16 protein-coding genes are annotated in these 16653 nt (G+C 67.9%); 12 read left to right on the top strand and 4 right to left on the bottom strand.

What is annotated here, in order from left to right; translation table 11 throughout:
* Position 1 precedes the first annotated feature (1 nt).
* Together panC and AC1DNG_RS04810 are read left to right on the top strand one after the other, a co-directional pair.
* The gene (gene panC, locus AC1DNG_RS04815) at positions 2-904 is read left to right on the top strand and encodes a pantoate--beta-alanine ligase (RefSeq protein ID WP_476886755.1); all 903 of its coding nucleotides are present in this window, start codon (positions 2-4) and stop codon (positions 902-904) included.
* Positions 905-1087: 183 nt separating this feature from the next.
* The gene (locus AC1DNG_RS04810; RefSeq protein WP_476886754.1) at positions 1088-2596 is read left to right on the top strand and encodes an MDR family MFS transporter; all 1509 of its coding nucleotides are present in this window, start codon (positions 1088-1090) and stop codon (positions 2594-2596) included.
* 102 nt (positions 2597-2698) lie between these two features.
* Here AC1DNG_RS04810 and AC1DNG_RS04805 read toward each other — a convergent pair whose 3' ends face one another.
* The 3 genes from AC1DNG_RS04805 to AC1DNG_RS04795 form a co-directional block, all read right to left on the bottom strand.
* Positions 2699-3532 carry an alpha/beta fold hydrolase gene (locus tag AC1DNG_RS04805; RefSeq protein ID WP_028276921.1) on the bottom strand — a complete coding sequence of 278 codons (834 nt, stop codon included), beginning with the start codon at positions 3530-3532 and terminating at the stop codon, positions 2699-2701.
* A 138-nt stretch (positions 3533-3670) separates the two neighbouring features.
* Entirely contained in the window at positions 3671-4297 is a 627-nt protein-coding gene (locus AC1DNG_RS04800; protein ID WP_028276920.1) for a thymidine kinase, read from the bottom strand.
* 56 nt (positions 4298-4353) lie between these two features.
* Positions 4354-5331: an alpha/beta fold hydrolase gene (locus AC1DNG_RS04795; protein WP_476886753.1), complete on the bottom strand. Its 978-nt coding sequence runs from the start codon at positions 5329-5331 to the stop codon at positions 4354-4356.
* 100 nt (positions 5332-5431) lie between these two features.
* On the opposite strand from AC1DNG_RS04795, the gene lysS reads away from it, so the two are divergent.
* The 6 genes from lysS (at position 5432) to AC1DNG_RS04765 (ending at position 13673) form a co-directional block, all read left to right on the top strand.
* Positions 5432-6964: a lysine--tRNA ligase gene (gene lysS / locus AC1DNG_RS04790; RefSeq protein ID WP_223914694.1), complete on the top strand. Its 1533-nt coding sequence runs from the start codon at positions 5432-5434 to the stop codon at positions 6962-6964.
* Positions 6965-6966: 2 nt separating this feature from the next.
* A complete protein-coding gene (locus AC1DNG_RS04785) occupies positions 6967-7137 on the top strand; it encodes a hypothetical protein (protein WP_223914693.1) in 171 nt (56 codons plus the stop codon).
* A gap of 152 nt (positions 7138-7289) precedes the next feature.
* The gene (locus AC1DNG_RS04780) at positions 7290-7616 is read left to right on the top strand and encodes a histone-like nucleoid-structuring protein Lsr2 (RefSeq protein ID WP_476886752.1); all 327 of its coding nucleotides are present in this window, start codon (positions 7290-7292) and stop codon (positions 7614-7616) included.
* Positions 7617-8206: 590 nt separating this feature from the next.
* Positions 8207-10699: an ATP-dependent Clp protease ATP-binding subunit gene (locus tag AC1DNG_RS04775; RefSeq protein WP_476856120.1), complete on the top strand. Its 2493-nt coding sequence runs from the start codon at positions 8207-8209 to the stop codon at positions 10697-10699.
* A 255-nt stretch (positions 10700-10954) separates the two neighbouring features.
* On the top strand, positions 10955-13078 hold the full coding sequence (locus AC1DNG_RS04770) for a S9 family peptidase (RefSeq protein ID WP_476886751.1): 2124 nt from the start codon (positions 10955-10957) through the stop codon (positions 13076-13078).
* 61 nt (positions 13079-13139) lie between these two features.
* The gene (locus tag AC1DNG_RS04765; RefSeq protein ID WP_230009315.1) at positions 13140-13673 is read left to right on the top strand and encodes an amino-acid N-acetyltransferase; all 534 of its coding nucleotides are present in this window, start codon (positions 13140-13142) and stop codon (positions 13671-13673) included.
* Here AC1DNG_RS04765 and AC1DNG_RS04760 read toward each other — a convergent pair.
* A complete protein-coding gene (locus AC1DNG_RS04760; protein ID WP_476886750.1) occupies positions 13660-13812 on the bottom strand; it encodes a hypothetical protein in 153 nt (50 codons plus the stop codon). The two genes, AC1DNG_RS04765 and AC1DNG_RS04760, sit on opposite strands and share 14 nt — an antisense overlap.
* 94 nt (positions 13813-13906) lie before the next feature.
* On the opposite strand from AC1DNG_RS04760, the gene AC1DNG_RS04755 reads away from it, so the two are divergent.
* The 4 genes from AC1DNG_RS04755 to dhaM all read left to right on the top strand — a co-directional run bounded on the left by AC1DNG_RS04755 (position 13907) and on the right by dhaM (position 16650).
* On the top strand, positions 13907-14188 hold the full coding sequence (locus AC1DNG_RS04755; RefSeq protein WP_476886749.1) for a hypothetical protein: 282 nt from the start codon (positions 13907-13909) through the stop codon (positions 14186-14188).
* Between the two features lie 157 nt (positions 14189-14345).
* Positions 14346-15347: a dihydroxyacetone kinase subunit DhaK gene (gene dhaK / locus AC1DNG_RS04750; protein WP_476849901.1), complete on the top strand. Its 1002-nt coding sequence runs from the start codon at positions 14346-14348 to the stop codon at positions 15345-15347.
* Positions 15348-15349: 2 nt separating this feature from the next.
* Entirely contained in the window at positions 15350-15982 is a 633-nt protein-coding gene (dhaL, locus tag AC1DNG_RS04745) for a dihydroxyacetone kinase subunit DhaL (RefSeq protein WP_223914688.1), read from the top strand.
* Entirely contained in the window at positions 15979-16650 is a 672-nt protein-coding gene (dhaM, locus tag AC1DNG_RS04740) for a dihydroxyacetone kinase phosphoryl donor subunit DhaM (protein ID WP_243178322.1), read from the top strand. Before dhaL ends, dhaM begins: the two co-directional genes overlap by 4 nt.
* The last annotated feature ends 3 nt before the right edge of the window (positions 16651-16653 follow it).

The following is a 16653-nucleotide window of genomic DNA, read 5'->3' as shown; positions in this document are numbered from 1 at the left end:
CATGGCAATCCAACTCGTCACCACTGCTGCCCAGCTCCGCGCCGCAAGCGCCCGGCTGCTGGCACAGAAAGGCGGCACGTCCCAGGGCCTCGTGCCCACCATGGGCGCCCTGCACGAGGGACATGCCCAGCTGGCCCGGACGGCCGTCGCCCAGAACGACGTCGTGGCGGCCACCATCTTCGTCAACCCGCTTCAGTTTGGCGAGGCCGCGGACCTCGAACGCTACCCCCGGACGCTCGACGCCGACCTCGCGCTGCTCGACGCCGAAGGGGTGGACCTGGCGTTCGCGCCGGGTGTTGAGGAGGTCTACCCCGGCGGGGCACCCCTCGTGCGGATCACGGCGGGACCCCTGGGCGAAAAATGGGAAGGCGCGTCCCGGCCAGGGCACTTCGACGGCGCGCTGACCGTCGTCGCGAAACTGCTCCACTACGGCATCCCTGGGGCCGGCGTGCCCGGTGGAGGCCAGCCCGCGTACCGCGCCTATTTCGGCCAGAAGGACGCGCAGCAGCTGGCCTTGGTCCAGCGCATGGTGGCTGACCTGAATTTTCCCGTGGAGATCGTGCCGGTGCCCATTGTGCGCTCGGCCGACGGCTTGGCGCTGTCCAGCCGCAACCGCTTCCTCTCCGAAGACCAGCGCGAGGCGGCCCTGGTGCTCTCCCGCGCACTGCGGCTCATCGAGGAGCGCGCCAACGCCCATGAGCCGCTGGACATCGAATCGGCGCAGGCCCTCGTCCGGTCCCAGCCGCTCGTGGAGCTGGACTATTTCGAGGTAGTGGATCCGCGCACCCTCGAGCCCCTCGCGGAGAACTGCCGGGACACCCCGTTCCGCGGCGAGGGGCTGGCGATCATCGCCGCCACGGTCGGCCCCGTCCGCCTCATCGACAACGTGCCCCTGAATTCCTAGCCCCCAGCCCCACCACAAAGCAACGCGGGGTCAGTTACGGCCCATGCCGCCGCCCGTCATGGGCCGTAACTGACCCCGCGTTGCTTTCGCGGTGACGGGAATGCCCCCGGGCCCTAGACTGTTGGAACCTGCAGCAGCGCCGACGCTCGCCGGACCCACACCAAACTCCCTGAGGGAATTCCCATGTCAACAGACGTCTCTTCCAACGCCTCTGGCGATCCCGCACCGGGCGGTGCCCCCGCCGTCGCCGGATCGGCCACCCCGGCCGCCCCGGCCGCATCCACCGCGCCCACCGCGCCGGCAAAGATGCCCCGGGAGTCCGTGGCCATCATCGCCACGCTGCTGGTGGCCACCTTCGTCGTGATCCTCAACGAGACCATCATGAACGTGGCCCTGCAACGGCTGATGGTGGACCTGAACATCGATGCGCCCACCGTGCAATGGCTGTCCACCGGTTTCATGCTCACCATGGCTGTCGTGATCCCCACCACCGGATTCATCCTGCAGCGGCTGACCACCCGTGCCGTGTTCATGCTGGCCATGGGACTGTTCTCCGGCGGCACCCTGCTGGCCGCCCTCGCGCCGGGCTTCGAAGTCCTGCTGCTGGCCCGCATCGTCCAGGCCGGCGGCACCGCCATCATGCTGCCGCTCCTGATGACCACCATCCTCACGCTCGTGCCGCTGGAGCGCCGCGGCGCCGTCATGGGCAACGTCAGCATCGCCATTTCCGTCGCGCCGGCACTGGGTCCGACAGTTTCCGGCCTGATCCTCCAGCATTATTCCTGGCGGTTCATGTTCGTCTTCGTACTGCCGATCGCCCTCGCCGCACTGGCCATCGGGGCCAGGTACCTGACCAACATCGGTGAGACCGGGAAAACCCGGCTCGATGCCCTCTCCGTGGTGCTCACGGTCCCCGCCTTCGGCGGCCTGGTGTACGGCCTGAGCCAGATCGGCGGCGGCCAGGCAGGCTCCCGCACCCCCGCCGTGGTGGCGCTGGCCGTTGGCGTGCTGGCCCTGGCAGCGTTCGTTCTGCGCCAGCTGAAGCTGCAGAAGACCGGCGGCCCCCTGCTGGACCTGCGCGCCTTCACCTTCCGGATGTTCACCGTATCGGTGCTGCTGCTGGTCGTGGCCATGATCGCGCTCTTCGGCGCGGTGATCCTGCTGCCGTTGTACCTGCAGGAGATCCGCGGCCTGACGTCCCTCGAGACCGGCCTGGTGCTGCTGCCCGGCGGCCTCGCCATGGGCCTGCTGGGGCCCTTCATCGGCCGCGTATTCGACAGGGTCGGGCCCCTGCCGCTGACAGTGACGGGCTCGATCATGATGGTGCTGTCCCTCTGGCAGTTCTCCATGCTGGACGCCACGTCGCCGCTGGGGTGGATCATCGCCCTGCACGTGGCACTGAGCCTGGGCCTGGCGCTGCTGTTCACCCCCGCGTTCACGACGGGCCTGAACCCGCTGCCGCCGCACCTGTACTCCCACGGCTCGGCCATCATGAGCACGCTGCAGCAGGTGGCCGGCGCCGCCGGCACGGCGCTGCTGGTCTCGATCTACGCTTTCGTGGCCGTTGCCTCGGGCATGGTCGCCGGCATGCATGCGGCATTCCTGACGGCGGCCGTCATAGCCGTCGCCGCCGTCGTGCTGTCCGCCATGATGCGCAAAACCGAAGGCGCGGCACACGCGGCCGCCCACTAGCTGCAATTAACAAACAACGCGGGGTCACTTAGCGCCGGTCTGAGCCTCCGGAATGGGCGCTAAGTGACCCCGCGTTGGTTGTAGGGCGTTGCGTGTTGCGGGTCAGCCTGCGTAAAACGCGCTGAGCTCGGCGATCAGCTTGTCCGGCGCCTTGTTGACACCGTCATGGCCCATGCCCGGCAGGATCGTATAGCTGGAGCCGGAGAGCACATCGTGGATCTGGGCGCAGGCCACGCCGAAATAGGCAGGGCTCTTCTCGCCCACGATGATCAGCGTTTCCAGCGGCAGTTCCAGGAAGGGTTCGGCCGGCATGTCCGCGGCGATGATCGCCTTGATCTCGCGGACGCCTGTCTGCATGAGGTCGCGCAGCTGCTTGCCGATCGGGGTGCCCGCCGAAAGCTTGTTCGCCAGCGTCAGCATGGACAGCGGCATCCGGGACAGGGCGCTGCCGGTCTCCAGGCCCTTGAGCAGGACGGCGAGGGCGCGGTCGTCGTCGCCGGCTGCGGTCGCCCGCTCGTATTCGGGCGTCCAGTCCGCCGTGACGCTGTGGTTGACGGACACGGCGGGGTCGTACACGGCCAGCCGTTCCACCGGCAGGGTGCGGGCCGCGTGCAGGGCCACTGCCCCGCCGAAGCTGTGGCCGAAGACGTCCGTGCTGGCGGTGTGCTTCATGACGGCGTCGAGGTCGTGGATGTCCACGTCGAGGGTGTAATCCTCAGGCTGCGGGGAGGACGAGCCGCGGCCGCGACGGTTGAAGGTGTGCACCGGCCGCCCCAGTGACGCGCTGAGTTTCTGCGCGAAACGGGTGTAGTCGGCGGCCGTCACCATCGAGGCCGGCACGACGACGATGCCCGAACCCGCCGAGGCGAGCTCGGCGCCCGTGCTCAAAAGCTCGATCGTTCCGCCGTTGGGGGTTCTGATGTTCTCGCGGGTCATGCTCCGAGCCTAGCCGAGGCCACGCCCCAGTGCAGTAAGCCGCGGTGCACTATGGCGCCAGTCCAGTAGGGCGCAGTCCACTATGACCGCAGTTCAGTTGTGGTCCCGTCGCAGCGGCGCTGCATGATCGCGCCGGCGCTAGTTGCCCAGCCGGCCGCCGGAGACCTCGAGGTAGCAGGCGCCGCAGAGCGACTCGTACCAGACGTCCTGGCCATCGATCGCAACCTGGTTCCCGTCGAACACCACGTGGTCCCCGATCCGGCGCGTGTTGAAGATGGCCTTCCGTCCGCAGCGGCAGATGGTCTTGAGCTCTTCGAGGGTGTGCGCGATCTCCAGCAGGCGCAGGGAACCGGGGAACGCGCGGGTCCGGAAGTCGGTGCGGATGCCGTAGGCGAGGACGGGGACGTTGTCCAGGACCGCGATGCGGAAGAGGTCGTCCACCTGCTCCGGTTCCAGGAACTGGGCCTCGTCCACCAGCAGGCAGGCCACCGGCGGGGTGTCCACGTGCTGCAGCAAGGCGTCGGGATCGTCGCCGTGGGCCTGGGCGGTGAACAGGTCGCGGGCCGACGCGCCGGCGGGGATCAGGAAGTCCACCGAACGGGTCATGCCCAGGCGGGACACGACGTCGGAGTCGCCCTTGGTGTCCACGTCCGGCTTGGCCAGCAGGACCCGCTGGCCGCGTTCCTCATAGTTGAAGGCCGCCTGCAGAAGCCCCGTAGATTTGCCGGAGTTCATGGCGCCGTAGCGGAAGTAGAGCTTGGCCAAGGGGGTCCTTTCGAAAGGGTCGCCCCCGATTCTAGCGGTCGGTCGCGTCGCAGCCCTCAGCGGCCGGGCCCACTGCGCCGCCACCGGGCCGGCACGCCCGCGGCTGCAAGGCTGCCGGCCAGGCTGACGGGCGGCGGGGTCGCTGCCCCGGGCCCGCCGTGGAGGAACCGGGCCGTGCGGAGGGCCAGCCGGCTTCCCGGCCGGATGGGGCCTTCGTGCAGCTGCCCGGGGACCACAGCGAAGCTGACCGCGGGGACGGCATCGGCAAGCTGGTGGCTCGTGTCGGCGAAGTAGCCGGGGCTCCAGCCGCCGCTGAGCATGAGGGTGGGGGTGGTGATGGCGGCAAAATCCTCGAGTTCGGCGTCGGCATCCAGCACGGCGCGCATCTCGGCGACGGCCGTGGGCAGCAGTTGCCGCATTTCGGCGCCGAGCCTGGTCCGGGCCGAGAGGATGCTGAGCATGCGCAGCGCGCCCAGGGGCAGCATGGACACCGGGCCGGCCGTCTCCAGGCCTTGCACCAAATGCGCCCAGGCGTGGTCGAGTTCGCCGGCAGCCACGGACCTTTCCAGTTCGGGCCGCCAGCGCTGGGTGAGGTTCCCGGAGAGGCTCACGGCGGCGTCGTAAGTCACCATCCTGCGGATCGGCAGGCGCCGGGCGGCCTCGAGGGCCACGAACCCGCCATAGCTGTGGGCCACGACGTCGCTGGCGCCGGTCTCGCGGAGCACGGTTGCCAGGTCGGACACCTCGGTGGCGGCGGAATAGTCGGCCGGCTGGTGCGAGGAACCTGCGCGTCCGCGGCGGTTGTAGCAGTGCACCGGCTGGTCCAGCAGCCGGCAAAGTTTTCGGGCAAAGGACCGGTAGAGCGCATCGGTGATCAGGGTCCCGTGCACGACGACGACGCCGGATCCTTCGCCGCGGGACGCCACGGCGGCGTCGGACGCGGCTGTTCTGCCCGGTGCGTGCCCCGCCGGGCGGATGGTGTGCAGCTCAAGGTGTCCCTTGCCGTCGTCGGTCCTCACTGTCCATGTCTCCACAACTTCGAGTCTATTCCCGCACCCCGTCCGCCTGGCTGCCGCCCGGGCAGAACCGGGCCGGGACCTTCCCGGACGCAAATCGACGGTAAACTTGGGGATTGTGACTTCCCAAAACACCCCCACCCCGAACAACGCCGCCGAGCCGCATGATGCCAGCGAACAGACCCGCATCCGGATGGAGAAGCGCGCCAAGCTGATCGAACGCGGCGTCGAGGCATATCCGGTGGGTGTCGAACGCACGCACTCGCTCACGGAAATCCGGGAGAAATACGCCTACCTGCAGGCCGATGAAACCACTGGCGACGCCGTTGGCGTGACCGGCCGCATCGTCTTCATCCGCAACACGGGCAAACTCTGCTTCGCCACCCTCCAGGAGGGCGGCCTGGACGGGAAGGCCGTGCGGCTGCAGGTCATGCTGAGCCTGGCCAACATCGGTGAGGAGGCGCTCGCGGAGTGGAAGTCTCTCGTGGACCTCGGCGATCACGTCTTCATCAAGGGCGAGGTCATTTCCTCACGCCGCGGCGAACTCTCCGTCATGGCGGATTCCTGGACCATGGCCTCGAAGGCGCTGCGCCCGCTGCCCGTGCTGCACGCCGGGCTGAACGAAGAAACGCGTGTCCGCCAGCGCTACGTGGACCTCATTGTCCGAGACGAAGCCCGCGAGATGGTGTACACCCGCGCCGCGATCACCCGCTCCATCCGCGAAACCCTGCACCGCCAGGGCTACGTTGAGGTGGAAACCCCCATGCTGCAGCTGGTTCACGGCGGCGCCACGGCCCGTCCCTTCGAGACGCACATGAACGCCTTCGACCAGAAGATGACGCTGCGCATCGCTACCGAGCTCTACCTCAAGCGCACGGTGGTCGGCGGGATCGACCGTGTCTACGACATGGGCCGGGTCTTCCGCAACGAGGGCGTGGACTCCACGCACAGCCCCGAGTTCACCACCCTGGAGTCCTACGAGGCGTGGGCGGACCAGTTCGTCATGGCGGACCGGATCAAGGAGATCATCCTGGACGCCGCCGACGCCGCCGGTGTGGGCCGCGTGCTGCAGACCGAAGCCGGGGAGATCAACCTCGACGGCGAATGGACCTGGCTGGCGGTCTACCCGGGACTGTCCGACTTCGTGGGCCAGGAAGTAACCCCCGACACCCCGGTTGCCGAGCTGCTGGAGCTGGCTGCCAAGCACGAGGTCAAGGTCGACGCCGCCTGGGAAGCCGAGAAGCTCGTCGTCGAACTCTTCGGTGAACTGGTGGAGCCGACGTTGCTCAACCCCACGTTCGTCTACGACTATCCGCCGTCCGCGCAGCCGCTGGCCCGCCAGCACCGCGAAGACGGCCGCCTGATCGAGGCCTGGGACCTCATCATCGGCGGCATGGAGCGGGGCACGGCGTTCTCCGAACTGATCGACCCGGTCATCCAGCGCGAACGCCTCACCGAACAGTCCCGCCGTTCCGCCGCGGGTGACGTGGAGGCAATGCAGCTGGACGAAGACTTCCTCCGTGCGCTCGAGTATGGCGCGCCGCCCATGGGCGGGATCGGCCTCGGCATCGACCGGCTCGTGATGCTCTTCACCGGAGCCGGCATCCGCGAAACGATCCTCTTCCCCCTGTTGAAGCCCGAAGGACACTGAGCATGGACTATATCGCCGTATTGCTGCCCCCCATCGTGGTGGGCCTGCTTTTCTGGTTTGCCATGAAATCCATATTCAATGCCGACAAATCAGAGCGGCAGGCAGAAGCCCGCGCCCATGCCGAGGCCGAAACTAGGGCCAAAGGACCGGAATCCGGGACCCTGGGAAGCTAATTACCCGAAAGAAGTAATAGTTCCCTATTGCCGCCTTAGGTTTTCCTTTGGACAGAGTTTTGCGCTTTGACTCCCTGCTGTAACGCGGAGGATACTTATTCCAGATACATCCTGCTTTTCTAAACGCTCGATCTTTGGAAAGAGAGTCCTTTATGGCACAGAAAGTAAAAATCATCCTCGTTGATGATCTGGATGGGGGATCCGCGGACGAAACTGTCCGGTTTGGCCTTGACGGCGTCAGCTACGAAATTGACCTGTCGTCAGGCAATGCATCAGAACTGCGCTCCGCGGTGGACCGATTTGTGACGCACGCGCGCAAAACGTCAAGCGGACGCGCCACGCGCACGAAAATTTCCAGCGGACGGAATCAGGACTCTGCCCAGATCCGCCAGTGGGCACGGGACAACGGCTATGCGGTAAACAGCCGCGGACGCATCCAGGCTGAAATTCAGGAAGCCTACCAAAAGGCTAATTCCTAGCAGGGCCCGGCGTCAGGCCGCAGTGCCGGGCCCGGCATGTGAGCGCAGTATCAAGCCGCAATCACGTTTCATGCCGTCGTAATCGAGCGTCTGTCAAATGCCAATGCCCCCGTTATCTGACGGGGGCATTGCCATGCCGGCGTCGGTGCGCCCGTCCGGCAGATCGGCCCGCCCGTCCGGCGATGAACAGGCTCCGCCGCCCATGTTCCTCCCCTGCAGCATTTCCAGGCATATGTCCCGCACGAAGTGAACCATTTGCCGACGGTGGCCGCTATGGGGCCAGGCTTAGCGGCCATCTTCGTCAATTCGGGCACCTTTGCGCTGCCGACGGCGCCCGTCCGGCGGTGCGCCCGTCCACCCGGCCGGCCAGCTTGGCGGCCGGTTGCGCCCGTCCGGAAGAGCCGGATGCGCCCTTCCGGATCGGCGGGTAGCGCCCGTCCGGTGGGGTTCCGGACGGTTCTTGCCCCTTGCCGGGGACCCGGTCCGGGCGCGGTTGCGCAACCCTCCGGTTTCCCCTGTGGCGAACAAGCCCCAAATCTGGAACCCGGCCACGTAGCATCAAAGTACGTCGTAGCTAGGAGTGTGGCGAAATGTTTGAGCGATTTACGGACCGTGCCCGTCGCGTAGTTGTGCTTGCCCAAGAAGAGGCACGCATGCTGAACCACAATTACATTGGTACCGAACACATCCTCTTGGGTCTGATCCATGAGGGTGAAGGTGTTGCCGCCAAAGCCCTTGAATCCTTGAGCATTTCGCTCGACGGTGTCCGCGAGCAGGTCCAGGAGATCATCGGCCAGGGCCAGCAGGCGCCCTCCGGCCACATCCCCTTTACCCCCCGCGCCAAGAAGGTCCTGGAGCTCTCGCTGCGCGAGGCGCTGCAGCTGGGCCATAACTACATTGGTACCGAGCACATCCTCCTCGGCCTTATCCGGGAGGGCGAAGGCGTTGCCGCCCAGGTGCTCGTCAAGCTCGGCGCAGACCTGAACCGGGTCCGCTCGCAGGTCATCCAGCTGCTCTCGGGTTACCAGGGCAAGGAAGCCACGGGCGCCGGTGTCGGCCCCGGGCAGGCTGAGGGGACCCCGGCCGGGTCCGTTGTCCTGGACCAGTTCGGCCGCAACCTGACCCAGGCGGCGCGCGAGAACAAACTGGACCCCGTGATCGGCCGCGAGCAGGAAATGGAACGCGTCATGCAGGTCCTTTCCCGCCGCACCAAGAACAACCCCGTGCTGATTGGTGAGCCCGGCGTCGGCAAGACCGCCGTCGTCGAGGGCCTGGCCCAGGCGATCGTCCGCGGCGACGTCCCTGAGACCATCAAGGACAAGCAGCTGTACACGCTGGACCTTGGGTCCCTCGTGGCCGGCTCCCGCTACCGCGGCGACTTCGAAGAGCGCCTGAAGAAGGTCCTCAAGGAGATCCGCACGCGCGGTGACATCATCCTGTTCATCGATGAGATCCACACCCTGGTGGGTGCCGGTGCCGCCGAAGGCGCCATCGATGCGGCCTCGATCCTGAAGCCCATGCTGGCCCGCGGCGAACTCCAGACCATCGGGGCCACCACGCTGGACGAATACCGCAAGCACATCGAGAAGGATGCCGCGCTGGAGCGCCGCTTCCAGCCGATCCAGGTCAAGGAACCCTCCGTCGCGCACGCGATTGAGATCCTCAAGGGCCTCCGCGACCGGTATGAGGCACACCACCGCGTCACCATCACCGACGGCGCCCTCGCCTCGGCGGCGGCCCTTTCCGAGCGCTACATCTCGGACCGCTTCCTGCCGGACAAGGCGATCGACCTGATCGACGAGGCAGGTGCGCGGCTCCGCATCCGCCGCATGACTGCCCCGCCGGAGCTCAAGATCATGGACGAGAAGATCGCCGCCATGAAGCTGGAGAAGGAATCCGCGATCGACGCGCAGGACTTCGAAGGCGCCGCGTCGCTGCGCGACAAGGAGCAGAAGCTCATTGCCGAGCGCGCCGAAAAGGAACGCCAGTGGAAGACCGGCGGCATGGACGACATCTCCGAAGTTGATGAAGACCTCATCGCTGAAGTGCTGGCGAACTCCACCGGCATACCGGTCTTCAAGCTGACCGAGGAAGAGTCCTCGCGCCTGCTGAAGATGGAAGACGAGCTCCACAAGCGCGTGGTCGGCCAGAACGAGGCCATCAAGGCCCTGTCCCAGGCGATCCGGCGCACCCGTGCAGGCCTCAAGGACCCCAAGCGTCCGGGCGGCTCCTTCATCTTCGCCGGCCCCACCGGCGTCGGCAAGACCGAACTGGCCAAGGCCCTCGCCGAGTTCCTGTTCGGCGAGGAAGACGCCCTGATCACCCTGGACATGTCCGAGTACTCGGAGAAGCACACGGTGTCGCGGCTCTTCGGTGCCCCTCCGGGCTACGTGGGCTACGAGGAAGGCGGCCAGCTGACCGAGAAGGTCCGCCGTCGTCCGTTCTCCGTGGTCCTGTTCGATGAAGTGGAGAAGGCGCACGCCGATCTCTTCAACTCGCTCCTGCAGATCCTGGAAGACGGCCGCCTGACCGACTCCCAGGGCCGCGTGGTGGACTTCAAGAACACCGTGATCATCATGACCACGAACCTCGGCACCCGGGACATCTCCAAGAGCGTTGCCACCGGCTTCCAGTCCGGCACGGACACGCAGACCGGCTACAACCGGATGCGGGCCCGGGTCACGGAAGAGCTCAAGCAGCACTTCCGCCCCGAGTTCCTGAACCGTGTTGACGATGTTGTGGTCTTCCCGCAGCTGACCCAGGACGAGATCATCGAGATCGTGGACATGTTCGTCGCCCGCCTGGAGAAGCGCCTCAAGGACAAGGACATGGGCATCGAGCTCACGTCCGCGGCCAAGGTGCTCCTGGCGACCCGCGGCTACGACCCCGCCATGGGTGCCCGGCCGCTGCGACGCACCATCCAGCGCGAGATCGAGGACCAGCTCTCCGAGAAGATCCTCTTCGGCGAACTGCACGCCGGCGACATCGTGGTGGTGGACGTTGAAGGCGAAGGCGACGACGCGAAGTTCACCTTCGCCGGCAACGCCAAGCCGCGCATCCCGGAGATCGCTCCGAGCGTCTAAGCACCATCAACAACGGCCCCGCTGCCCCGAAAGGGACGGCGGGGCCTTTGCGTTGCCCGCCGCCGTCGTGAACCATTTGCCAGAGATGGCCGCTATGGGAGCTGGCTTAGCGGCCATCTTCGGCGAACGGTGGGCGGTGTCCGTGCTAAAGCGCCAGGGCCCGTCCCGCATGACTCGGGAGCCCTATCTGAAAGCAATGTTTCACTCTTAGTGAACGTTTTGTGATCGATGCCACATTCGGTGTTGAATCGGTGCATGGCTGCTAAGGACTCAGAGACCCTGAGCGAACAACCCGAGACCCCCTTCCACGATCTGAACCACTACCTCGCGATCCCCAGAGTGAGCGGTTTGACGCTGAGCCCGGACGGCACCCGGCTGGTGACCACAGTGGCGACCCTCGGCGCGAAGGGCACCGAATACTGCACCGCGCTGTGGGAGGTGGATCCGGGCGGGGCCAAACAGGCCCGCCGGATCACGCGCAGCGCCAAGGGGGAGGCCGGTGCGGTGTTTGCCGCCAACGGCGACCTGTACTTCACCTCGGCCCGTCCCGATCCGGAGAGCCCCGAGGCAGACCCGGTGAACGCCCTATGGATCCTGCCGTCCGACGGCGGCGAAGCCCGGGTGGCCTTGTCCCGGGCCGGCGGAATCGGCGGGGTCCACGCCGCCAAGGACGCCGACACCGTGGTGGTCGCGGCCTCGGTCCTGGCAGGCTCCACGGACGAGGACAATGACGAGGAACGCCGGAAAGCGCGCAAGGACAACAAGGTCGCGGCCATCCTGCACAGCGGCTACCCAGTCCGCTACTGGGACGCGGACCTGGGCCCGGCGCAGCCGCGGCTGTTCGCCGTCGAACCCGGAGACCCGTTGGAGGCCGGAAAGCCGGCCACCGTCGACGCCGCGCCGCCGCTGAAGCTGCGCAACCTGACGCCCGACGCCGGAACGCGGCTCAGGGACGCCGAATCGGTGCTCAGTCCGGACGGCACGACGATCTACAGCAGCTTCGCCAAGCCCCTCGCCAACGCCGATTCACGTTCCGTGCTGGTCGCCATCGACGTCGCCACCGGCACCCGCACGGTCCTGCTGGACACGGAAGGCCTGAGCTACTTCCCGGGCCCGGTCAGCCCGGACGGCCGGAGCCTGGTGGTGGTCAGCGAAAGCGACACCACGCCGCTGGCGGCGCCGCAGGTCAAGCTGCACCTCCTCCACGTCACTGGCCCGGCGGCAGGGGGCAGCGCCCTGACGCCGCTCGCCCATGACTGGGACCGCTGGGCCCGCCCCGCCGCATGGCTGCCGGACGGATCGGCCCTGCTGGTCACCGCCGACGAGGACGGCGCATCGCCGGTATTCCGGATCGGTGTGGCCGGAGACCCGGACGGGGCGGCCCAGGTGCTACGCCTGACGGCCGACGCCGCGGCGTACACCGACGTCGTCGTCGCACCGGACGGACGCAGCGCCTACGCCCTGCGCAGCTCCTACGAATTCCCCGCCGAACCTGTGCGGATCGACTTCGCCTCCGGTGACGTCGTCCGCCTGCCCGCGCCCGCGGAACGCCCGCACTTCAAGGGCACGCTGGAGCGCGTGGAGACGACGGCGGCCGGCGGCGCCCGTGTGCCCGCGTACCTGGCCCTGCCCGAGGGCGCGTCCGCCGCGGCCCCGGCCCCGCTGCTGCTCTGGATCCATGGCGGCCCGCTGGGATCCTGGAACGCCTGGACTTGGCGCTGGAACCCGTGGCTGCTGGTGGCGCGCGGCTACGCGGTGCTGCTCCCGGACCCTGCCCTTTCCACCGGCTACGGTCAGGACCACATCCAGCGGGGCTGGGGGGAATGGGGCAAGGCTCCGTTCACCGACCTGATGGCCATCACCGACGCCGTCGTGCAGCGCTCCGACATCGACCAGACGCGCACGGCCGCCATGGGCGGCTCGTTCGGCGGGTACATGGCCAACTGGGTGGCCGGGCAGACGGACCGCTTCAAGGCAATCGTCACGCACGCCAGCCTCTGGGCCCTGGACCAGTTCGGCCCCACCACCGACGCCGCGCAGTACTGGCTCAAGGAGATGACGGCAGAGATGGCGCTGGAGAACTCCCCGCACCTGCACGTGGAGAACATCCGCACTCCCATGCTGGTCATCCATGGCGACAAGGACTACCGCGTACCGATCGGCGAGGGACTCCGGCTCTGGTACGAGCTGCTCGCCAAGTCGCAGCTGGCGGCGGACGGAAACGGCGAAACGGACCACCGTTTCCTGTATTTCCCGGACGAGAACCACTGGATCCTGCAGCCGCAGCACGCCAAGGTCTGGTACGGCGTCGTGGAGCACTTCCTGGCCAGGAACCTGCTGGACAAGGACGTTCCCGTCCCCGACGAACTAGGTCTCTGACGGCCCGGGGCCCGTGCCGGCAGGGAGCCGGCCGCGCCCGGGGCACCCGTAAGATTGGGCTGTGACTGAGACCGTGACTGAGACCGCCACTGAGACGATCCGCATCCGCCCCGCCCGCACCGACGACGTTGGCGCCATCAAGACCCTCGTGGCGCCGCTGGCTGACCAGCGGATCCTCATGGCCAAGGAAACCGTGGCCTATTACGAAAGCCTGCAGGAGTTCCGGATCGCAGAATCCGAAGACGGCGAGGTGATCGGCTGCGGGGCGCTGCACGTCATGTGGGAGGACCTCGCCGAGGTCCGCACGCTCGCGGCCTCGGACGTCTGGCGCGGCAAGGGCGTGGGCCACGCGCTGGTGGAGCGCCTGCTGGAGGATGCCCGCGCGCTGGGAGTCTCCCGGGTCTTCTGCCTGACGTTCGAAGTGGAGTTCTTCAAGAAGCACGGCTTTGAAGTCATGGCTGACCAGACCGCCGTCGACCCCGTGGTGTATTCCGAGCTCCTGCGCTCGCACGACGAAGGCGTGGCCGAGTTCCTGGACCTGGCGCGGGTTAAACCGAACACGCTGGGCAACACCAGGATGATCAAGGAGCTGTAGCCCCCGCCGGGTTGCGGCTGCGCCCGGGCCAGCGAGGGCTGCGCCCCGGCCGGCGAGGGCGGCCCCGGTCGGCGAAGGCGGCGTCCCGGCCGGCGAAGACGGCGCCGGCGTCGGCGGCCGCCAGGAACTCGACGTCCACGCAGGGCTTCCCTTCAATAAATTTGATGGATAAACTGATGCCGGCCCAGGGGGTGGGCCGCCATACTTCCGGAGGCAAAAAATTGCACAAAGCCGTGATTTTTCCCGATCTCTCCGCAATCCACAGGTCAATCGCCAGTGCTCCGGCAGGGCCGCCGGACCAGCCGCTGGAAGCGCTGCCGCCCGAACCCGCCAACCACTCCTCGCCCGGCACCGACGCCCCCGTGACGGGGCAAACCGCCGGGGCGGTATCTGCCGCGTCAGGACCGCCGGCCGCGTCCCGCGCCCGCAAGGGCCGGCTCGCCGCGCCGCCGTTCTCATGGCTGGGCGTCGACGCCTGGCCGCATTCTCCGGCGTGGGCCGACCAGCAAGCCTGAAGCGCGGGGGTTCGGAACGCACGGCCACAACCCCGCCGCCCCGGGATTCGCAGCCCGCCAGGGAGCCCGGGCCGGGGGAACGGGGAGCCTACCGCCGGCCGTGCCCCGGTAGTAGGGTCTAAGCAAGCAGCCAGGACACCATCCAGGGAGCACCGCCATGAAGAAACTCATCAATGATCCCAAAGCCGTGGTCGACGAGTCAGTGGAAGGGTTCGGGCTTGCTCACGCCGACCTCGTGACCGTTTTCCCGGACCCGAAGTACATCGTGCGCAAGGACGCTCCCGTCGCAGGGAAAGTCGGGCTCGTCTCCGGCGGCGGCAGCGGACACGAGCCGCTGCACGGCGGGTACGTGGGCCTGGGCATGCTCGACGCCGCCGTCCCGGGCGCCGTGTTCACCTCTCCCACTCCGGACCAGATCCTGCCGGCCACGCTGGCCGTAAGCTCCGGCGCCGGCGTCGTGCACATCGTGAAGAACTACACCGGTGACGTCCTGAACTTCGAAACCGCCGCCGAACTCGCGCAGGCCGAAGGCGTCGAGATCCGCACCGTGCTCGTCAACGACGACGTCGCCGTGGAGGATTCGCTGTACACGGCCGGGCGCCGGGGCGTTGGCGGCACCGTCCTGGTCGAGAAAATCGCCGGTGCGGCCGCCGAGCGCGGTGACAACCTGGACGCCGTCGCCGCGATCGGTGACCGCGTCAACCAGAACGTGCGCAGCATGGGCGTGGCGCTGTCCGCCTGCACCGTTCCGCATGCCGGGGTGCCCAGTTTTGAGCTCGAGGAAAACGAGATCGAGATCGGCATCGGCATCCACGGCGAACCGGGACGGCACCGCATCCCGATGGAGAACGCCGACGGCATCACCGACCGGCTCCTGGATCCGGTGGTCAGCGACCTCGGCCTTGCTTCCGGGGACCAGGTGCTCCTGTTCGTCAACGGCATGGGCGGCACCCCGCAAAGCGAGCTGTACATCGTCTACCGCAGGGCCGCGCAGAAACTGGCCGAGCAGGGCGTCACCGTGGCCCGCTCCCTGGTGGGCAACTTCATCACCTCCCTCGAAATGCAGGGCTGCTCCATCACTGTCCTGCGCCTCGATGACGAGATGACAACGCTCTGGGACGCTCCAGTGCACACTCCGGCCCTTCGCTGGGGCGTCTGACCGTGGGCTTGGACGTCGGCTGGGCGGTGCGGTGGCTGACGCTTTCGGCGCAGGCCATGGCGGAACACCGGGTGGAACTGATCGAGCTGGACCGGCCTATCGGGGACTCGGACCACGGCGAGAACATGGACCGCGGCTTCAGGGCCGTGATGGACAAACTTGCCGAGGCGCCGCCGGAAACCCCGGCCGCGGCGCTGAAACTGACGGCCATGACGCTGATGTCCAAGGTTGGCGGGGCGGCCGGCCCGCTTTACGGCACGGCGTTCCTGCGGGCCGCCACGGCCCTGGGTGAGAGCTCCGACGTCGACGCCGCCACCCTCGCCGCCGCGCTGCAGGCCGCCCGCGACGGGATCGTCGCCCGCGGCAAGGCCGAATCCGGCGACAAGACCATGGTGGACGCCTGGACTCCCGCGATCGAGGCGGCCGCCGCAGCGGCTGGCGACGGCGACGGGGACGTCAGAAAGGTGCTGCTTGCCGCGGCGGAAGCCGCCGAAGCCGGCGCCGTGTCCACGGATCCGATGCTCGCCCGCAAGGGCCGGGCCAGCTACCTGGGGGAGCGCAGCATCGGCCACCGCGACCCCGGAGCGGTCTCCAGCGCGCTGATTCTGCGCGCCGCGGCCGGAGCGGCCGAATGACAGTCCGGCTGGTGGTCGTCTCGCACAGCTCCAAGATCGCGGACGGCGCCGTCGAACTCGCCGCGCAGATGGCTCCCGACGTCCTGATCCTCCCCGCCGGCGGCACCGACGACGGCCGCATCGGCACGAGCCTGGACAAGGTCATGGCGGCCCTGGAGCAGGCTGCCGGTGACGGTGTGGTGGTGCTCGCCGACCTCGGCTCCGCGGTGATGACGGCCGAGTCCGCTGCGGAGTTTGCAGCCGATCCAGGCTCGGTGCTGATTGCTGACGCGCCCATCGTCGAAGGACTCGTCGCGGCCGCGGTGGCTGCCCAGGCAGGGGCCGAAGCGGCAGCGGTGAAGGACGCGGCCGAGGCCGTCTACCGGCCCCCCGCCCATCCCGCGGAGGCGGGGCATGTGCACCAGCAGCCGCCGGACGCCACCGGGGACTTTGAGCTCGTCAACCAGACCGGCATGCATGCCCGGCCGGCAGCGAAGATCGCCGGAGGCCTGTCCGCCATGGACGCCGAGGTGACCGTGAACGGCGCCGATGGCGCCTCCATGACCGAGCTCATGATGCTTGCCGCCGGCAAGGGAACCGTCCTGCACGTGGAGGCCAGCGGCCCGGACGCCGCCAAGGCGGTCGACTACCTTGAACGCCTGGTCGGCTCGGGGTTCGGAGAACCGTAAGCG

This window comes from Arthrobacter sp. 01T425 (assembly GCF_056398725.1).
Note: the sequence above shows the minus strand (reverse complement) of the source record. Positions and strands in the feature narration are given on the sequence as shown.

Excerpts from the sequence above, each read along its gene's own strand:
- AC1DNG_RS04775 (WP_476856120.1), top strand. The coding sequence starts at position 8,207 with ATGTTTGAGCGATTTACGGACCGTGCCCGTCGCGTAGTTGTGCTTGCC.
- AC1DNG_RS04805 (WP_028276921.1), bottom strand. The coding sequence starts at position 3,532 with ATGACCCGCGAGAACATCAGAACCCCCAACGGCGGAACGATCGAGCTT.
- dhaM (WP_243178322.1), top strand. The coding sequence starts at position 15,979 with ATGACAGTCCGGCTGGTGGTCGTCTCGCACAGCTCCAAGATCGCGGAC.
- panC (WP_476886755.1), top strand. The coding sequence starts at position 2 with ATGGCAATCCAACTCGTCACCACTGCTGCCCAGCTCCGCGCCGCAAGC.
- AC1DNG_RS04810 (WP_476886754.1), top strand. The coding sequence starts at position 1,088 with ATGTCAACAGACGTCTCTTCCAACGCCTCTGGCGATCCCGCACCGGGC.
- dhaK (WP_476849901.1), top strand. The coding sequence starts at position 14,346 with ATGAAGAAACTCATCAATGATCCCAAAGCCGTGGTCGACGAGTCAGTG.
- AC1DNG_RS04770 (WP_476886751.1), top strand. The coding sequence starts at position 10,955 with ATGGCTGCTAAGGACTCAGAGACCCTGAGCGAACAACCCGAGACCCCC.
- AC1DNG_RS04785 (WP_223914693.1), top strand. The coding sequence starts at position 6,967 with ATGGACTATATCGCCGTATTGCTGCCCCCCATCGTGGTGGGCCTGCTT.
- AC1DNG_RS04780 (WP_476886752.1), top strand. The coding sequence starts at position 7,290 with ATGGCACAGAAAGTAAAAATCATCCTCGTTGATGATCTGGATGGGGGA.